The sequence below is a fragment of the Helicobacter saguini genome, assembly GCF_000762875.2.
GTDB lineage: Bacteria > Campylobacterota > Campylobacteria > Campylobacterales > Helicobacteraceae > Helicobacter_A > Helicobacter_A saguini.
The window spans coordinates 89,373-108,706 of record NZ_JRMP02000003.1 but is presented as its reverse complement, the minus strand read 5'-3'; the positions used below and the strand labels follow the sequence as shown (position 1 = coordinate 108,706).

Annotated in this window: 16 protein-coding genes and 3 pseudogenes; 11 read left to right on the top strand and 8 right to left on the bottom strand. The window is 36.9% G+C overall.

Annotation, left to right across the window (positions count from 1 at the left end):
• Positions 1-141 precede the first annotated feature (141 nt).
• Positions 142-504: pseudogene (locus tag LS64_RS13905) on the top strand (efflux RND transporter permease subunit); the annotation flags it as partial.
• A gap of 41 nt (positions 505-545) precedes the next feature.
• Complete coding sequence (locus LS64_RS12720; RefSeq protein ID WP_034572107.1) at positions 546-764, top strand: hypothetical protein; 219 nt, start codon at positions 546-548, stop codon at positions 762-764.
• 56 nt (positions 765-820) lie between these two features.
• Here LS64_RS12720 and LS64_RS02700 read toward each other — a convergent pair whose 3' ends face one another.
• On the bottom strand, positions 821-1,039 hold the full coding sequence (locus tag LS64_RS02700; protein ID WP_034572109.1) for a YbdD/YjiX family protein: 219 nt from the start codon (positions 1,037-1,039) through the stop codon (positions 821-823).
• A 288-nt stretch (positions 1,040-1,327) separates the two neighbouring features.
• Here LS64_RS02700 and LS64_RS02695 point away from each other — a divergent pair, with 288 nt between their 5' ends.
• The gene (locus tag LS64_RS02695) at positions 1,328-5,272 is read left to right on the top strand and encodes an efflux RND transporter permease subunit (protein ID WP_052062502.1); all 3,945 of its coding nucleotides are present in this window, start codon (positions 1,328-1,330) and stop codon (positions 5,270-5,272) included.
• A 20-nt stretch (positions 5,273-5,292) separates the two neighbouring features.
• Here the strand turns inward: LS64_RS02695 and LS64_RS02690 are convergent, their stop codons facing one another.
• The 3 genes and pseudogenes from LS64_RS02690 to LS64_RS13895 all read right to left on the bottom strand — a co-directional run.
• Positions 5,293-6,081, bottom strand: a complete 789-nt coding sequence (locus tag LS64_RS02690) for an enoyl-ACP reductase (protein ID WP_034572112.1) — start codon at positions 6,079-6,081, stop codon at positions 5,293-5,295.
• A pseudogene (dapA, locus tag LS64_RS13900) lies at positions 6,078-6,788 on the bottom strand (4-hydroxy-tetrahydrodipicolinate synthase); the annotation flags it as partial. The pseudogene dapA and the gene LS64_RS02690, both read right to left, overlap by 4 nt.
• Positions 6,789-7,022: 234 nt before the next feature.
• Positions 7,023-7,223, bottom strand: a pseudogene (locus LS64_RS13895) (dihydrodipicolinate synthase family protein); the annotation flags it as partial.
• Between the two features lie 125 nt (positions 7,224-7,348).
• Here LS64_RS13895 and LS64_RS02675 point away from each other — a divergent pair.
• A complete protein-coding gene (locus LS64_RS02675) occupies positions 7,349-7,945 on the top strand; it encodes a thiamine phosphate synthase (RefSeq protein WP_052062503.1) in 597 nt (198 codons plus the stop codon).
• Between the two features lie 22 nt (positions 7,946-7,967).
• Here the strand turns inward: LS64_RS02675 and LS64_RS02670 are convergent, their stop codons facing one another.
• From LS64_RS02670 to LS64_RS02660, 3 genes are read right to left on the bottom strand one after another with little or no spacing between them, the layout of a single operon-like run.
• Entirely contained in the window at positions 7,968-8,342 is a 375-nt protein-coding gene (locus LS64_RS02670; protein WP_034572118.1) for a hypothetical protein, read from the bottom strand.
• A 33-nt stretch (positions 8,343-8,375) separates the two neighbouring features.
• A complete protein-coding gene (gene lptA / locus LS64_RS02665) occupies positions 8,376-8,834 on the bottom strand; it encodes a lipopolysaccharide transport periplasmic protein LptA (RefSeq protein WP_034572120.1) in 459 nt (152 codons plus the stop codon).
• Positions 8,835-8,844: 10 nt separating this feature from the next.
• Positions 8,845-9,639, bottom strand: coding sequence for a hypothetical protein (locus LS64_RS02660; protein WP_052062504.1), 795 nt, complete (start codon positions 9,637-9,639; stop codon positions 8,845-8,847).
• A 155-nt stretch (positions 9,640-9,794) separates the two neighbouring features.
• On the opposite strand from LS64_RS02660, the gene LS64_RS02655 reads away from it, so the two are divergent.
• The 7 genes from LS64_RS02655 (at position 9,795) to LS64_RS02625 (ending at position 15,474) form a co-directional block, all read left to right on the top strand.
• Complete coding sequence (locus LS64_RS02655) at positions 9,795-11,261, top strand: metallophosphoesterase family protein (RefSeq protein ID WP_052062505.1); 1,467 nt, start codon at positions 9,795-9,797, stop codon at positions 11,259-11,261.
• 10 nt (positions 11,262-11,271) lie between these two features.
• Positions 11,272-12,411: a hypothetical protein gene (locus tag LS64_RS02650; protein ID WP_118949387.1), complete on the top strand. Its 1,140-nt coding sequence runs from the start codon at positions 11,272-11,274 to the stop codon at positions 12,409-12,411.
• A 101-nt stretch (positions 12,412-12,512) separates the two neighbouring features.
• Positions 12,513-13,316, top strand: coding sequence for a class I SAM-dependent methyltransferase (locus LS64_RS02645; protein WP_034572124.1), 804 nt, complete (start codon positions 12,513-12,515; stop codon positions 13,314-13,316).
• Positions 13,317-13,393: 77 nt separating this feature from the next.
• The gene (locus LS64_RS02640) at positions 13,394-13,705 is read left to right on the top strand and encodes a DMT family transporter (protein WP_034572127.1); all 312 of its coding nucleotides are present in this window, start codon (positions 13,394-13,396) and stop codon (positions 13,703-13,705) included.
• A gap of 68 nt (positions 13,706-13,773) precedes the next feature.
• Entirely contained in the window at positions 13,774-14,346 is a 573-nt protein-coding gene (locus LS64_RS02635; RefSeq protein ID WP_034572129.1) for a YceI family protein, read from the top strand.
• A 10-nt stretch (positions 14,347-14,356) separates the two neighbouring features.
• Entirely contained in the window at positions 14,357-15,064 is a 708-nt protein-coding gene (locus LS64_RS02630) for a thioredoxin domain-containing protein (protein WP_052062506.1), read from the top strand.
• A gap of 56 nt (positions 15,065-15,120) precedes the next feature.
• Positions 15,121-15,474 carry a radical SAM protein gene (locus tag LS64_RS02625; RefSeq protein ID WP_118949388.1) on the top strand — a complete coding sequence of 118 codons (354 nt, stop codon included), beginning with the start codon at positions 15,121-15,123 and terminating at the stop codon, positions 15,472-15,474.
• 178 nt (positions 15,475-15,652) lie between these two features.
• Here LS64_RS02625 and ccsA read toward each other — a convergent pair whose 3' ends face one another.
• Positions 15,653-19,303 (bottom strand): cytochrome c biogenesis protein CcsA, encoded by a 3,651-nt coding sequence (gene ccsA / locus LS64_RS02620; RefSeq protein WP_052062694.1) that lies wholly within the window; start codon positions 19,301-19,303, stop codon positions 15,653-15,655.
• Positions 19,304-19,334: the final 31 nt, after the last annotated feature.

Here is a 19,334-nt window from a genome sequence, read left to right as displayed (position 1 = left end):
GGGCGTAATTTTATAGAATCTAGCGCGGATTCTAAGGGTGATTTTATGGAATATTCTTCTATGAAATCAACTATGGAATCTTCTTTTATGGAATCTAAGGGAGCGACTTCCTCCATCCCTTGCGGAGATACCACTTCTAGCCCCCCTCCCTTGCGGAGGGGGGTTGGGGGGTGGGTCATTGCGAGCATTCGCAAGGCAATCCATAAAAAAGATTCCATAAAATCTAGCGTAGATTCTAAAGATTCCATAGAATCTAATAAAACGTATTTAAAAGCGTTGCAAGAAGCCGTGATATTTGGCGCGGCAAAACGCGTACGACCAAAGCTAATGACTGTCTTTAGCATAATTGCTTCCTTAATCCCTATAATGTTTTCACAAGGTGTAGGCAGCGAAATAATGAAAGCGATTGCCACACCCATGCTTTTTGGCATGATTTCTAGCACAATCCTAACGCTTTTCATCATCCCATTATCCTTTTTTATTTTGAAAGGGAAAAGATTCTAAAAGTTTTTATATAATTTTAGGCAAAATTTAAAAGGAAAAATATGGAATCTAGTGTGCAAACTACGCAAAATTACACAACTGATAACTATGAAACAAACTTTTTAAACGCAAAAAATGCCCTAATACATTGCCAAGATTCTAAGAATCTAAGCTCATGTCTTATCTGTCCTAGCCTTTTTAACTGCCAAACACGTGAAAGCTATGTCGCAAATGTGTATAAAAAAATGAATAGAGGGCAAAGCGGCTCGTTTGATTTTTAGAATCTAGATTAATTAAAATTTAGTTAAGTTTTTCACATATAAAGATTCTAGTGCTGTTAACAACATTTTTTACTGCCATTTTTCCCATATCTTTTGTCTTGCGAATCTAAGAAAAATTCTTTTCTACTTTTTGGTTTGCAATTTGGGTGATATTTTTTGTGATATTCGATATATTTTTCATAGCTAGGTAACCCCACTAAAAGGTGAAAAAACTTTTCGGAATCCTTATACCACCGTATTAGTTTTTTTCTTAATACTTTAATTTTTTTTAACATCACATACCCTTTTAGATTCTAAAATTTACATTAATTTTAGCTTGTAATTTAAGATTATTCTACTCTTAGTCTTTTATAGATTCCAACATTTTACCAAGTTTTTACATATTTTTTGTGTTTTGGTATTGACTTAGAGTTACTATCATCGTTTATAATTTCGCTTTTTTATTGTTTATAGAATCTAAAATAGAATCTAAAAAGGGTAGGTTTATAGAATCTAGATTCTAATATTCCTAATCGCCCGCCCACCGCCCAACCAAAGAAACAAACAAAAAGGAGAAAACCAAAATGCTATCCAAATTCTTTATAAATCGTCCGGCACTAAGTGCGGTGCTAAGTATCGTTATAGTGATTGCTGGGCTACTTTGTATGGATAATTTGCCTATAGAGCAGTATCCAAAGGTTACGCCACCGCAAGTTATGGTGCGTGTTAGCTATCCGGGTGCAAGTGCGGAGACGATGAGTAATAGCGTTATAAGCGTTTTAGAATCTAGTATCAATGGCGTAGAAGATATGATATATATGCAAAGCTCGGCAAATTCTAGTGGGGAGAGCACAATCAACATTTTTTTCAAACAAGATGCAAATCCAGATATGGCAGTAGTCAATGTCAATAATCGCGTGCAAGCCGTGATAAACCAGCTCCCAGCCGAAGTGCAACGACTTGGCGTAAATGTGCGAAAACAAAGCACCGCCGTAGTAGGATTCTATCAATTTTACTCTAAAAATCCAGCACATAACCAGCTTTTTATCGCAAACTACATTTTGCTAAATATCATTGATGAAGTAAATCGCATTAGCGGCGTGGGCGATGTGCAGTTATGGAGTTTGCAAAACTATGCAATGCGAATTTGGCTAAATCCTGCCGCTTTGCAAAACTACAATCTAAGTCCCTTAGAAGTAATCAATAAGATTCAACAACAAAACGCACAATTTGCCCCCGGGAAATTTGGCGCAGAGCCTATCAATGCTAGCACTTTTACCTACACGATTACTACAAAAGGGCTTTTTAATAAGCCTGAAGAGTTTGAAAATATTATAATTCGTGCAAACGCTGATGGCTCTACTTTAAGGCTTAAGGATGTCGCTAAAGTAACGCTTGGGGCGCAAGATTATGTCACCGAAAACTTTTATAATGATATTCCTTCTGTCCCTATTCGTGTAAGTTTGCAGCCAGGTGCTAATATCTTAGAAGTAAGCAACGCCGTGGATAAGGCTATAGAATCTATCGCGGCAAAATTCCCAGATGGTATAAGCTATGAGAAAACCTTTCGCCCAACTGAATTTATCACAAAGTCCATTGCCGAAGTAAAAAAGACATTTTTTGAAGCGATAATCTTAGTCGTGCTTGTGATTTATCTATTTTTAGGGAGCTTTAGAGCTACGATAATCCCGGTCATTGCGATACCTGTTAGCATTATCGGCACATTTGTGGGGCTTTATTTTCTTGGCTTTTCTATCAATTTATTAACGCTTTTTGGTTTGATTCTAGCTATCGGCATAGTCGTAGATGATGCGATTATTGTGATAGAAAATGTGGAACGCATTATGGCAGAGCGTGGATGCAGTGCAAAAGAAGCCACTATAGAATCTATGAAAGAAATTAGTGGTGCGGTGGTCGCTATCGTGCTAGTAATCTCGGCTGTGTTTTTACCCGTAACATTTATGAGTGGCTTTAGTGGGGAAATCTACAAGCAATTCGCGGTAACCATTACAATATCAGTGATAATTTCAGGCTGTGTCGCCTTAAGTCTTACCCCTGCGTTATGTGCGATGTTTTTAAAACCACATAAAAGTGAAAACCACAACGTCATTGCGAGCGATAGCGAAGCAATCCACACACAAGAAAACCAAGTGGATTGCCACGAAAATTCTACGAATTTTCTCGCAATGACAAATAAGATTCTATCATTGCCAAATCGCTTTATCATCACACCTTTCAATAAATTCTTTGACTGGCTAACCATAAGATTCACTAATCAAGTTAGAACCGCGATAAAACGTGGGCTTTTAATGCTAATCTTACTTGCCATAATCTTAGGAGCAACATATCAATTATTCCAAAAAACGCCACGTGGCTTAGTGCCAAGCGAAGATATGGGCTTTGTCTTTATCCACACAATTTTGCCTGAAGGAGCGAGTTTAAATCGCACAATTGACGTGCAAAAAGAGCTAATACAAACGCTGCTAAAAAAGCCCTATTTTGAGAATCTAACCACAATCACAGGCTATAGCTTCTTAGCGCAAGGCTTTAAGACAAACGCAGGAATAGGCTTTCACCGCCTTATTGACTGGGATTTGCGAAAAGATCCGAAATTAAGCGATAGAGCCTTAATCGCAGAATTAAGAGAAGAGCTAAGTGGCAATCCAAAGGCAAATTTTGTCTTAAGCCAAGCGCCAACCATAATCGGCTTAGATTCTAGCGGCGTAAATATTTTTATACAAAGTAAAGATGGCGGAAGTTTAAGCGATTTAAAAAAATACACAGATTTGCTGATAGCTAAAGCTAAAGAGCGACCTGAAATCGCAAATATTGTGACTTCGTTCGCGGCGGATACTCCGCAGTATGAAGTAAGCCTAAATCGCGAAATGGCTGAGAGCTTGAATGTAAATATCAACGATGTTTTTAGCACGATGCAAATTGCCTTTGGGAGCTATTATGTGAATAATTTTGAAGCGTTTAATCGCACTTTTCGCGTTATCGCGCAAGCAGATTCTAACTATCGTAGCAACCCAGAAAATTTGAATGATATTTTTGTTAAAAGCCAAAGTGGCTTTGTAAATGGCGTTTTTACAGATGGGAATCTTGTGCCTTTGAGTTCTTTATTGCATTTTGAGCGAAAGATAGGAGCTGAAATCGTAAATAGATTTAATCAATTCCCAGCCGCGCAAGTAATCGGCTATAACGCGCAAGGCTATTCAAGCGGCGATGCGATACGTGCTTTAGAAGAAGTCGCCGCAGAAGTTTTGCCGAGTGGCTATGATATATCATATTTTGGCGCGACATATCAAGAAAAAGTTTCAAGTAGTAGCGGTAGCGTGGCGTTTTTGTTTGGGCTTTTATTTGTATTTTTGATTTTGGTCGCACAATATGAAAAGTGGCTAATGCCCTTAGCCGTGCTAACTGCCGTGCCTTTTGGCGTATTTGGCGCGATTTTATTTACATATTTGCGTGGCATTGAAAATGATATATTTTTCCAAGTTGGGCTGTTGGTGCTAATCGCCTTAAGTGCAAAAAACGCTATTTTAATCGTGGAATTTGCCGAGCAAGAAAAGAATAAAGCGTTAGAAAAATGGGAAGATTCGCAAGATATTTCTGCTACCTTTAAGGGTGGGAGCGGTGGGATAATATCATCGCAGAAATATCATTCTATAGAATCTAATAGCTTTCAAAATGGAGAATTTAGAGTGCTAGACACTTTTGTAAATTCTCCTTTAAGGGCGGGAGCGGCGGGAAGTAATGGCGAAATTTCAAAAGTGGTTAGCACTCTAAATTCTGCAAATTTACAGAATCTAAATTCTAAAGATTCTAATAAAAACATAGAATCTAATTTGTCGCAAGATTCTAATATAGAATCTAAAAACCCTATTTTTAATGAAGATTCTAAAGAAAATATAGAATCTAATAGTCCATCAATAGGGCGGCGGGCGGGCGATAGGCAATCGCGAAGCGAAATAAAAAACGTAGATTCTAAAACAGATTCTAAAGATTCTAATAAAAACATAGAATCTAAGAGTGCTTACTCCCCCTCCCTTGCGGAGGGGGCTGGGGGGTGGGTCAATAACCACGACAATAAATTAGATTCTATAAATTCACAGAATCTAGATTCTAAAGATTCTAATAAAAATATAGAATCTAAAAACCTATCGCCCACCCACCACCCTATTTTTAATAAAGATTCTAAAGAAAATATAGAATCTAAAAAAGTAGATTCTAAAAATAGAAAAATAGATTCTAAGACTATGCGAAAAATCATTTTTAACTCCGCCATTAAAGCCGTAAAAATGCGTTTTCGCCCCATAGTAATGACATCATTAGCATTCACACTTGGCGTGTTACCCCTTGCGATTTCAAGTGGCGCAGGTGCTTTATCTCGCCACGCCATAGCCACAGGCGTAATCGGTGGAATGTTAGCCGCAACATTTATCGCTATATTTTTTATCCCACTATTTTACACATACTTCGCCCGACTAAGCGAATGGATAAAAAGGAAACTCAACATAAACATCTAAAATCTAGATTCTATAGAATCTTATTTAAATGTTGTGCCGCCGTCAATTACGATTGTCTGTCCTGTTAGCCACGCGCTTTGTGTATTATCACATAAGAAAAAGGCAGCCCCTGCTAAGTCTTCTGGCAAGCCCATGCGACCTAGCGGACTTTGCTCCTCTACTTTTGCTTTCACTTCATTATAATCAGGGAATGCTCTAAGTGCGTCAGTGTCAATAGGTCCGCCACTTACCGCATTTACGCGGATGTTGTATTGTCCTAAGTCTTGTGCGGCGTATTTTACCATTGTTTCTACCGCATTTTTTGAGTTGCCATGTCCTGCGTAGTTTGGCATATACACGAGATTTCCTGTGCTAGATAGTGAGACGATATTGCCACCGCCAACTTTTTGCATTCGCTTCACTGCTTCTTGAGCGCCGACTACAAAGGCTAGGACGGTCGCGGTATAAATATTATTTAGCCCCTTTGGCTTAAGCCGCATAAATGGCGCAAAACCTCCAACCACGCTACGCCCATAAATTATCGCATTTGAAATGAAAAAATCAACCCTGTCAAAATCTTTGTCGATTTCCTCAAAAAGCCCGATATACTGCTCAGGCTCAAGCACATTTAGCGGATAGGCTTTCGCTTTTATGCCATATTTAGATTCCACATCTTCTATGATTTTACGCGCTTCCTCGTCATTTTTATTGTAGGTAAAAGCCACATTCACATTTTCCCGTGCGAAACGATAAAGTATCGCCTTGCCTATGCCCCGTGTCGCCCCGCTAATCACTAATGTCTTGCCCTTCATATATTCGCTTGTCGTCATTTTAGCACCTCGTATTTTCGTAAAGTTTGCTCTATTTTTTTCATATTTTCCCCGCTTGGAGCGCATAGTGGTAGGCGGTATTCAAGTGTTGGTAGCAAGCCGCTTAGCCACATTGCTGCTTTGATGGGGATGGGGTTAGATTCTATAAATAGAATCTTGTTTATTTCGTATAGTTCGTTGCTTATTTTTTGGGCGGCTTTGTAGTCGCCATTTAGGGCAGATTCTGTCATCGCTGATATTTTATCGGGCAGTAGATTTCCTGTAACGGAAATTACGCCGCTGCCGCCATAGGTTAGTATTGAATAGTTTAGTAAATCATCACCGCTTAGGACTTTTAGGTTAGAATCTTTTTTGGTTTTAGATTCTATAACTTTGTTAGATTCTAAACTCGCTAATGTTATCACTCGCTCAATTATCCCACTAGCCTCTTTTATCGCATAAATATTTGGAATTTCAGTAAATAATTGCATCGCTAATTCAGGGCTAATATCACATCCTGTGCGACCGGGGACATTATAAAGCATAATGGGAATATCTACCGCCTTTGCAATCGCCTTGTAGTGTGCGATTAAGCCACTTGGCGTGGGCTTATTATAATATGGTGTAACCGAAAGAATGGCATCCGCGCCGCAAGTCTGTGCAAACTTAGCAAGTTCAATCGCTTCAATTGTATTGTTACTTCCCGCACCTGCAAGGACTTTTATTTTTTTATTTGTAGAATCTAAGGCGTTTTTAGAATCTAGATTCTGTGATTTTTTAGAATCTAGCCCTTGCGTCATGTTGAGTGAATGCGAAACATCTACTTTAGAATCTAGATTCTGTATTTTGCTACTTTTTTTGCTTTTAGATACTTCGCTTTGCTCAGTATGACGTGTAATTTCAGTATTACGTGTGGCTTTAGAATCTTTTACGCCCTTAGATTCTAAACTTTCATTATACGCCTTGCAAACACTCACCGCTATTTCAATACATTGCTTGTGCTCAGCATGGCTCATAGTAGCAGATTCACCTGTAGTCCCGGCTGGCACGCACGCATTCATTCCATATTTTATCTGCCGCTTTATTAGGCTTTCATAGGTTTCTACATCAATCTTACCATTTTTAAACGGCGTCACAAGCGCACTCATAGAACCTACAACCATACCTTACCCTTAAAACTTTAGAATCTAAACTTAACATTATACTTGAAAACTTTTAAGATTTAGAATCTATAATCACAAAAGATTCTAAAAATCGCTAAAATTATGCAAAACAAAAGGGTGTAATTATGTTTGCATATTTAATTACAAAAGATAACTTTTTTAGCCAAAAAGTTCTAAAAAATGCAACCTTAAAAATACAGCAATTCAACGCAAAATATAATCAAAACATAATCTTAAAATACGCTTGTTTGCGTTATATAAATGGCAAAGATTCTATAAAAAACGATATAGATTCTATAGAATCTTTTTGTAATATTTGCACTGAATTTAATATCACACCGCTTTTTAATCTTAGTGAAAATATATTAGAAATTTCGCAACTTTTATCACAAAAAACTATAAATGTTGGAATCCACTTAAAAGATTCTATGTTAGATATAATCGACAATCAAAATATAGTGAATCTAAAGCCAAAATTTTATAGTGCGCATAGTTTAGATTCTATAACTTTAGCACTTAGTAAAAATATAGATTATGTAACTATTAGCCCGATTTATTATGATAAATATAATAAGGCTTTAGGTGTGAATTATTTAGCAAATCTAGATTCTAATCTAAAATCAAAACTAATCGCCCTAGGCGGCATAAACACAGAATCTAAAATCATAGAAATAAAAAAGCTCAACTTAGCAGGTTTTGCAAGTATTAGTTACTTTTTATAATTTTTAGAATTTTTTACAGAATCTAAAACTCATCAAAAGGCTCTAAAATAGGGATGTCAGGGCTGTTGTAGTGAATGTCTTTAGAATCTATTTTGATATTTTTATTTGCAAGATTAAATTCGCTTTTTATAGAATCTAAAATCGCTTTTGAGTTTAGAGTGGCGTTTATAAAAATCGTGTATTGCTTTAAAGTCGCATTGTAAGTAACCCTGCCACGTGGGTAAAAATATGGGCTTTCATTTTGCAGCTCACGTGGCAAAGTATCATTAATAAGATTCCAATCATTTATGTGCGCTCCATATTCTTTTACACCCCCATTTTGCTTTGTGCTTTTCACGCTATTTTTTACCGCTTTCACATCATTATTAATCGCCCAAAATATCCCAACATAGCCCATTTCACGCCCTTTAGATTCTATAAATCACAAAACCTAATCCTTAGAATCAAGCGAAAAGATTACGCGGGCGGGCTTTGTCGCCTTGCCTACGATATTTGCGTATTCGCCATCGCCTGATAGCACGATTTCATCGCCACGTAGCACGTTTTCCTTGCCTTTTTCTGCCACCACAGCGTTGTCGTAGAGCTTGTATTGATTTGTTTTGACATCATAGACTAGGCGGTTGCCGCTGCCGCTTAGCTCGCGTTTGTCGCTTGTTAGGATGCTGAAAGTCACATCGCCTGTGGCTTCGTAATACAGCGGTTTTCGCGCGCTATCGGTGAATACCACGACCTTGTTTGCATTCAGCAAGTCGTTGCCTTTTTTTATTTTTACATTGCCTGTGATTGTCGTTACATTGCCCACACTTTTAAAATTATTTGCGACTATATCAATCACATCAGCCGCATTTAGTATCACGCTAAATATTAGGAAAATCATAACTTTTTTCATATTTTATTACCTATTTCATAATTTGCGAATGCACATCAATCGCCGTAATTTCATCACTTTTTTTATCATAAAAAATATTTTTGCCTGTGGTTTTCATCGCTTCATCCTCAATCACAAAATCCCCACGCCCCTTAAAAATTTCATCGCGGATATTATACACGCCAAATTGTGAAAAAAACTTGATATTTGCCCCTTTAGCGTAATTTATGCCCTGCGTAAAGTCGTAATCATCGTTTATATGCAGGACTTCAGCCCCTTGCAAACGCTCAATTTCACCCTTGCTATCAAGCTTTTGCCCGATAAAATCTGTGTAGATTTCTTTGTCACTAAACTGCTTTATACTTGTGCCTTGTGCGTAAAGGTCGATAAGGTTCTTATTAGTAGGGCGGTGGGTGGGCGAAAGGTTATTAGATTCTATAGAATCTGTTTTATTAGTGGGCGATAAATTGTTAGATTCTGTAATATTTTTAGAATCTTTTTGGCTTTTAGATTCTATAGAATCTTGAGAATCTTTAGAATCTATTTGCAAATTTTTAGAATCTTGCGACTTAGATTCCATATTTTCAGCATTAGAATCCACAAAAGACGCAAACCGATAAAGTCTAAAATCACTTATCTCAAGACTAGCAAGATTTCTATCCACGCTTACCGAGCTAAGCGGACTTTTAAAGCCAAAAAACGATGTAAAAGTCAGTGCCAACAAAAATAAAAAAAACACCAAAATAAAATCGATTTTATTATAGATTCTAAAAAACCTATTCCGCCATTTTATAAAAGTTTTAAAATATGTAATTTTACTCGCCATAAAATTCCACCTTATAATATTTTCAATGCAAATTATACTATATTTATAACTAAATAAAAAAACAAAACTTCGTTTTTACACACATTTTACACTTTATCTTATTTTATTTTACCTATGCTTTTTAGAATCTTGCAAAATCTAACAAAAGGACAAAAATGACATTGAAGCGCAAGATTTGCTATGCTATTGTCGTGGTGATTATCCTGATAATAGCGTATTTTTTCATTCCATTTAAGGAGATTTTTAGGGAAAAGCCAAGCTTTGCCTATAAAAAAGATAATGCCTTGCAAAACGAGCTAAAGACCTACAAGCCTATAAAATTCCCAAAAGTGACCTTTGCGACTTTGAGCGATACTCATATATACGACACTTCGCTAGGGACAAGTGGCAAGGCGTTTCAGCACTACCTTGATAATGATAGAAAAATGCTTATCCAAAGTAGCGAGATTCTAGATTCTGCCATGGACGACATCATTGCGACTAAGCCGCAGTTTGTGATAGTTAGCGGTGATTTGACTAAGGATGGCGAAGAGGTCGCACATAGGCTATTTGCGAGTAAAATCGCGCGTTTCAAAGAAAATGGCATAAATGTGTATGTTATTCCGGGCAATCACGATATAAATAATAGCGATGCGGTGCGATTTATCGGTGATAAAACTGAGCAGATAAAAAGCGTAAATGATAAAGAGTTTGCCGCAAATTACGCTGATTTTGGTTACAACGATGCGATTGATAAAGACCCTAATTCGCTTAGTTATATCGTAGAGCCTGTGGAAGACTTGTGGCTTTTTGCCCTAGATTCTGTAAAATGGAGAGAAAATACGCTACACACACCGCCGATTGTTGGTGGTAGATTCTATAAAGAGACGATAAAGTGGCTTGAGAGCAAACTTTTGGAAGCAAACCAAAAAGGCAAGGCGATACTAATAACGCAACATCATGGAATCTTAGAGCATTACAAGGGAAATAAGGATTTTTACCCGGAATATTTGATTGATGATTTTTCGCTTTTGGGCGAGATGTATGCGGCGTATAATGCGCGAGTGGTGCTAACAGGGCATTTTCACGCAAATGATATTAGTGGTAAGGCTTTTAATGGCAAAAGTTTGCTTGATATTGAGACAGGCAGCCTTGTTACTGCGCCTTCGCCTTATCGATTTATCACGCTTGATGGCTCAGTTGTCTCGGTGCGTAGTAAGATTGTCGAACGCATAGAATCTAAGAGCGATTTTCAAGCCTTTGCGCGTGAATATACTAAGCAAGGCTTAGAAGTGTTGGCTAAAAATGTGATGAATGATTATTTTGTAAGTAGCAGCGACCAGGAGTATATCGCGCCTTTTATTAGCGAAGCGTTTTTGGCGCATTACAGGGGCGATGAGAAGCCTTTAGAAGATGCGAAACTTTTGCCAGAATCTAGCAAATTAGGGCTTTTTGGGAAAGTCGTCTTGCAAGTTAAACGCGACTTGATTTTAGGGATTTGGCATGATTTAAGTCCGCGTGATAATAATGTGATGATTGATTTAGATTTAGGGATAGATTCTATTGAATCTAATGTGGATTCTAATATTGCGGATTCTAACGCTTTAGATTCTAAGTCGGCAGATTCTATAGAATCTAAATAAAGGGGAAGTTATGAAAAGGCTAGTTTTTATTTCGCTTGTGTTATGTAATTTTGTATTGTCTAATGCAAAAGATTCTATAGAATCTAATTTACAAGATTCTATAAAAACAGATTCTATAGAATCTAACTTATTACAGAATCTAGATTCTAAAGATTCTATAAATTCATTGAATCTAAATGATTCTAAAATCCTATCGCCCGCCCACCACCCTTTTAATAATAAAGAAAAACCCCTGCTTTTAGCAATAAGCGACGTAGAAGCCGAGAATACCGATGTAATCCTAGATTCTATCCCAAACGCCCTAGATTCTAAAAACAGCGAAAACCACGATAAAATCGGTGATAACGGCTTTTATGTGATAAATAAAATGGGCTATAAATTCAACTATTTAGGCTTTTCATACTCACTTATGGGCTATTATAAGAAAAAGCTTTTTACAAATAGTAACTCCTTGCTTTTTAAAAGTGCGGAGATTAACGCAGGCGGCGAGTTTCAAGTCACGTCATATACACGCGTTGGCGGCTATGTGGATTTCCAGCCATTTAGCTTTATGGGCGCGGTAGTCTATGTCGGCTATGAGGGCGCATGGACTAGCCTTGGGCGACCTGTTTTGATACGCGAAGATAGGGAATACGCTCACGCGGTAACAGGCGGTCCAAACATCCCGGGCGTAAGTGATAGGACAAAGGAGCGTGTTGGTGGTAGCACGCTTGTAACGCAGATTATGCCCTATCTTACGCTCGGGGGCAAGGTGTGGCGTGATGATATGCTAGTCTTTGTGTATCGCCCGACTATTACGATGTATCACGCATTTGATGTGCCGCGCGATACGCTAATGTATTTTAGCGGCGATAATGTCGTGGTGCGCGCGCAAGGCGATGTGCATTACGCTCATGATGTGATGCTAATGTATATTATGGAAAATGTCGGCTTGAAAGTGGGCGCAGTAGGCACTTTGGAGCATATTGCATCATTTAAAGGCTTGTGGCGTTATGGCGTTTTTGGGCTCTTAATTTATAATAAGCCTTTTAAAAAATGGAAGCATTTAGAGCCATTTATCGCGGCAAAAGTAGGCACGTGGCTAGAAGATAAATACTTTCAATACAATTTCACAATGCTAGGGGAACTGGGCTTACGCTGGAAGTTGTAAAGATGGATATTGTTAAAACACAATTAGCAAAAATTTTGCAAGTAAAAACTTAACATTTCCATAATATAATTGCAGGATTTTAAACACAAGGCGTTTTAACAATGTGGATGACAAATTACATTACATCAAACTTTCAAAATCAATATAAAATTACAAATAAAATTAGTGATTATAAAGGTAATATCGATGTTGAGTTATTTAATAGCGAACTTTTTGACCAAATAGCTCTACTTTATTATAAGGAAGGCACGAGCGGCATTCAAGAGGTTATCACGCAGCGATTTAGCTATATTCAAAGCGAGGTTGTGAGTATGATTCCATACTGCGTTATTGCCGAGTGCAAACGCGCACTAATTTGTGGGAGTATAAATACTGAAATTGCCTACTTTCTAAGTCGTCAAAATGTAAGCGTGGATATGGTTGTGAGTGATAAGGAAGCGCTTTTCGCACTAAGTGGCTTTTTGCCACATTTTAAGGAGAGTGTAAGCAGTGAAAATGTGAATATTTATGATAATTTTTTGGATTTGGAATACCCAAAATACGATGTTGTGATACATTTGGGCGCGATAAAATTGCATGAGTTTGACGCGCTAAAACGCATGACAAAAAAAGATTCTATCATTATTTTTCGGCTGAATAATTTGTATTTAGAGCCTAGTTTTGCTTTGAATACGTTATGCACGGCGCGCGATTTTGGCAATATTTTAATGCCTTTTATTGTGCCTAGTTTTATTATTGATTGTTATGGGTATTTAAGTAACACTTTGCATCCGCTAGCCGATTTAAAGTTGCAAAAAAGTGACATGTTGGAAAATCTGCAGTTTTATAACTCAAACCTACACCAAAGTATGTTTAGACTACCAACAATTTTACAAAATATTGTCGCCCCGTATGTGAAGAATTAGAACCTATATGTCATTTTCTTTTAAAATAATATAGTTTTGTGCCTAGAATATGTGTGGGTTATAAGGGAAATAAAATAATGAATTTTTTATTAATCATAATTTCAGGGATACTTGATGTATTTGCAAATATTGCTTTGCAAAAATCAAATGGATTTAAAAATATTGGCTGGGGGGTGCTTGCTTTAGTGCTTGTAGGCGTAGCTTTTCTTTTACTTGCTATTGTTACAGATAATGGAATGTATTTGCCTGTTGCTTATACATTGTGGGGAGCAATTGGAATCTTAGGTAGCGTTATTGGTGCATATTATTTTTTACATCAAAAACTAAAGCCTATTGGATATTTTGGAGTAATATTAGTAATAATTGCCGTAGCACTTTTGCAACTTTAGATTTTAAAATTACAGAATAATTACTAAAAATAGATACAATAAATATAATTTTTTTTAAAGGAGATATTATGTTTGTTAAAAAGTTTTGTTTTGGTGTAATGTTAGCTAGTAGTATTTTTATGGTTGCAAATGCAAAAAATCTTGATACTACAAAAACAAAAGTTACTTGGACCGCGTATAAATTTTATGATAAAACGCCTGTTAGTGGAACTTTTAAAGATATAAAATATACTTGGAGCAAAGGCAAGGAATGGCAAGAAACGCTTAAGGGAGCTAAGGCTAGTATTAATGCGTTGAGTGTTGATTTAAATGATGAAACCAAAAACGAGAATGTTAGGGATGGATTTTTTAAAGAGTTTAAAAATCAAAATATTGTTGTTGTTGTGGATAAAGTAGTACCTGATTCTACTGATGTTAATAAGGGACGACTTGAGGTTAGCATTGAGCTAAATGGGATAAAGCATCCATCATGGATGCCTTATAGTATTAGCGGTAATATGCTTAGTGCAAGAGGCGTAGTTGATTTTTATGACTTTGCATTGGGTAATGCATTAAACAAACTTAGAAAAACTTGTGAATACATGCATGAAGGAAAAACTTGGGGAGAGGCAGCATTTAAAGTAGAAATACCTTTAAAATAAAGGAGTATGTATGAAACAAATATTTGTTTTTTTTATTTTTGTGTGCAGTTTTTGCAATTTTGCTCTTGCTTTAGACACGAATGCCCTACAAAAGCGGCTAAAAGAGCTAACCAGCGTGGATTTTAAAGTTGTTAGCAATAAACCAGCAAGCGATGCGAGTTTGCTTATCGTGCAGTCGCCTAGCGGTGAGCGGCTAATTTTCCTTGCTAGTAGCGATGGGAGCTACATTGTGCCGCTTAATGGTGGGCTGCCACTTAGCGAGGCTAAAAGCGCGCTGCGTGCGAGTGTTGAGGGCGTGAGTGTGTATAATAAGGACTTGAAAGATTCTAATGCGATGAAAGTGTTACAAAAATACACAAATTATACGCTGAAAATCCCAGCCGCGACAAAGACGACAAAGACGACTTATATGGTGCTAGACACGATGTGTCCGTATTGTTTGCAGGAGGTTAATAAGCTTGATTCTTATTTAAAAGATTCTAATGTGGAGGTTTTGATGGTCGCATTTTTGGGTGCTAAGTCGCAAAAACGCACGGCTGGATATTACGAAGAGTTACAAAAAGTAACAAGTAGGGATGATAAAATCAAGTTGCTAAAAAAAGTTTTCACCAAAGAATATGACCCAAAAACAGGCAATGACAAAATCACAAAAGAAATCACAGAATCTACCATCGCCGCTGGCATCGAGGGCGTCCCATATATGATTTTTAGAAAATAGATTCTATAAATTTAAAGAGTTGTGTAAAAATTTACAAAGTTACAAAAGGCTAGATTTTGCTATATATTCACATTCCATTTTGCGATTCAAAGTGCGGGTATTGCGGCTTTTTTTCGCAAGTTAATCAAAGCCATTTGATAGAGTCTTATTTTAGGGCATTAGAAATTGACTTAAAAAATCAGCTAAATTTTATGCAAAATTTGGGTAAATTAAAAAAAATAAATAGCGTATTTATCGGTGGTGGCACGCCTAATATGGCAGATTCTAAGTTTTATAAAAATATTTTTAAGATTTTGGAATCTCATCTTGCTATAAATTGTGAGATTAGCATAGAATCTAATCCAAATTTGCTAAATAAAAAGTGGCTAAATGATATGCAAAATAGAAGCAATTTTTTTAGGCTTTTGTAGTGAAGTAGGCGTAAATTACGCATTTTGTGACGATAAAAAAGCCTAGATTCTATTAGATGAAAAAATGTGTTTCAAAAAAGGAGATAAAATCTATGCAAACGATTACTTTTTGGGCGATTCTTTGGCATTATTTGTGTGAAAAAATTTGAATTTTAACTTAATATCCAAAAAAGCAATTTCACAAAATTTCCTTTGGGGGGATTAGTTTGCGGCGGAAGAAAGAAAGGGCGATTAGGATAAGAGTTAGGGCGATGGCTACATACAATCTAGCTGAGACCACATCAGTATCGCCGCGACCATAGGAGTGCATACCTGTTGCCAAGTAGTAATTCACACCAAAATAAGTCATCAAAATGCTATAAAATGCCACGACTGATAACACATTAAACACATAAGGCTGGTAAATGGGCTTTAAAAATCGCGTGTGAAGCACGACCGCATACACGCCAACGCTTACCAAAGACCAAGTTTCTTTAGAATCCCAGCTCCAATATCGCCCCCAAGATTCATTCGCCCACACGCCGCCCAAAAATGTCCCTGTGATAAGCATTAAAATGCCTATTGTCATGCTCATTTCATTTATGGCGGTAAGCGAAATAATGGCTGAATCTACTTGCGGGCGGGATTTTGCGCGGAAAATGAATAAAATCAAATTGATAATTCCTAGCATTAAAGAAAGCCCTAAAAAGCCATAACTTGCGACAATTATTGCCACGTGGATATTTAGCCAATAGCTTTGCAGTACCGGCTGAAGATTGCCAATGTAGGGGTCCATAAAGCCCCAGTGCGCCACAAGTAACGCCATTCCAGCCAAGAACGCCGCACCACAAAGGGCAAAATAGGACTTTCTTAGGATTATAATCCCGCTTAAAGCCGAAGCCCACGCGATATAAAGCATAGATTCATACGCATTACTCCAAGGCGCGTGTCCGCCGATATACCACCGCAAAAGTAGCCCTAAAGTGTGCGCTAAAAACACAAATAAAAGCACATAATAAATGCCTTTCCCTAGCCACTTTGGTATTTTTTTATTAGAAATAATTGCAATTAAAGCGATAAAAAATAGCAAGATTCCAAGCCCTAAATAAAAATACTGCGAAATAGGGAAAATATCGGTGTGATTTAAAAATAGCTCGCTTTTGACACGTGTAGAATCTAGATATAAATCGCCGCCGGTTTCACGCTGATAATTATGCAAAAAATTTAGCGAATTTTGCAAACTATCCCACTTATCAAACACAATGCCCATGCGGGATTCAGTAGCAAAGGCGTGGTAAAAATACATTGTAAAAGGATGCTGCAAATTCATCACATTTCCTAGCACTTTCCAGTTAGAATCACCTTTTTCAGGGAAAATCTTTAGATAATTCCAAATAGAAAATGGCAATAAAATGTCCATTTTTTCATCAATTTTTAAGATTTCTTTGTCAAATTCATTTCTATCCGCATCGCGTTTTTTCAACGCAATATTGCTAAAATGATAAAGCTTATAAGCATTTTGAAAATCCTGCAAATACGCAATATCTTGTGTGAGTGCGTATTTATAAACATCAGCTAATTTGTCCGGGTAGAATAAATCTTCAAAACTTACATAATTGCTATTTGTGATTCCAAGTAAGTTACGAATTTCAGCATTTTTTACCTTGATTAGTTGCAGTTTTACCATATCTTGTGGCATTACCATTAGCCCTAGTAAAAACTCATTATGTTTTAATCCTGCAAAATGATTTGCCCCCACAATCTTTCGCATAATCTCATCACTTAGCGTATCAAGCAGCTTTACACGCCCATCCATTCCTTGCACTTGCAAGCTCGCAAAAGATTCTAAATATTTTTTTGGAATCTTTTTTAGATTTTCTATTCTTTTATCAATCGCTTCTTTGCTCATATCGTTAATATAAGGCTCTAGCTCTTTACTTTGTGCGGTTAGAATCTTGTTGTATTCCATAAAATTATTTAGCTTTTCATCGTCTTTTTGCTGGGTAGATTCTGTAGATTCTATAGAATCTTTTTTGTTAGAATCTTTAGAATCTTGCGACTTAGATTCTATAATTTCGTCTTGTTTGGCTACTTTGATTATTTTAGAATCTTGCATTAAATGCGTATTTTGCGATGTTTGCAAATCGCCTAAATTGCTTAGATAGATTCCATTGTTTTGAGATTCTATATTTTGTAAATTATTAGATTCAGTATTTTTATAGAATCTAGATTCTAAATTTACTAATTTTATAGAATCTTTATAATTAGATTCTATGTTTTTATTAGAATCTTTTGTGCTAGATTCTATGTTGTTAGTTGCGTTTTTTATTTCTTTAAACGCGGAATGAGGGTAGCCCCCATCCCTTGCGGAGGGGGGTTGGGGGGTGGGTATTTCAACGTTTTTAGAATCTAGATTCTGTAAATTTATAGAATCTTTTTTGGTATTTTGGTTGTGTGGATTAGTATGGTTTTTTACCCACCCCCCTAGCCCCCCTCCGCAAGGGAGGGGGGAATCTACGTGACTTCTATTTGCAAGGGACGGAGAGTAAGCTATTTTAGATTCTATAATTTGTTTAGAATCTTGCAAAGTAGATTCTATAGAATCAGCCATAAGTTTAGAATCCACGCTAAACATAAACGATAACCCTACAAGCAACGCTAGTAAAGGCTTTTGCGATTTTAAGAAATTGCTTAGCTTTCTAAAGCGCGAGTTAGAATCAAATAGTAGCCAAATCGCTCCCAAAATCATCAAAGTATAGCCGATATAAGTCGTAACCTTGCCCGGGTCATTATTCACAGACAAAATCGTAGCGGTATAAATAGGCAGTCCATTATCATCGCGAATAGGCATTCCGTTTTCATCACGCTCGACTAAATACTCACTTTGAAAAAAGCGATACCCACGATAATCTAGCACATTATTCATATAGATTTTATACTCAAAATTTTTTCGCTCACTATCAATCACCTCGACATAAGACGCGAAACTAGATTCCATACGTGAGCCCGGATAAGTCGTCACTTCGAAACGTTCCAGCTTTAAAGCAAAAGGCAAAAGCACATTTTTAGGTCCCCAAGATAGCGTGATGATGCGGTTTCCAAAGATTTCACTAGCAATCTCGCCGCCATTGCTAACAACCATTTTCTTACTCACGCCATCATATTCAACCTCAAACTGGGCTACATAATGATTTTCTTTCATCTTAGAATCTAGCTCGTTTTTATCGATATTTGCAATCTCGCGATTATTTTTTATCGTGTCGTTATAAAGGCTTGCAAGGGAGTAATTTAGCACTTCTAAGGACTTTATTTTCAAGGGTTTATCATACACTTCCGTATCTAAAGAGAAACTCGAATAGCGAACATAAGGGCTAAGGAAAATCTTGTAGCCCTCTTTAAAACTATCAAGGGGACGAATATCGCTCATCCCACCAGAGCCTATTTCATTACTCACAAGCACATTTAAAAACTTATCACTACTTAGCACAAAGGCGCTTTCCTGCCCATTTGATAATGTCATACGCCCCTCAAAGCCAAAGTGGCGCGTTATCCCAGCCCCCAAAATAATCACAACCAAAGACGCGTGAAAAAGTATCACATTAATTTTCAAATTATGCTTTGCACTTAAGTACATACAGCCCAAAATGTTTAATAGCAGCCACACATTTAGCCCCTCAAACCACCATGAATGATATATCACATCTTGCGCGACAAGCGTGCCATAGTCCTTTTCAATAAAAGTCGCCCAGCCTATCGCAATAGCATACACAATCATCAAAAATATGCTTAAAGGCATACTTGCAAATAAATTTCTATAAAGCATTTTTAGTATATCTTTTAATTTCGCCATTTTTTATTAGTCCATTTTTTAAAAATTTGTT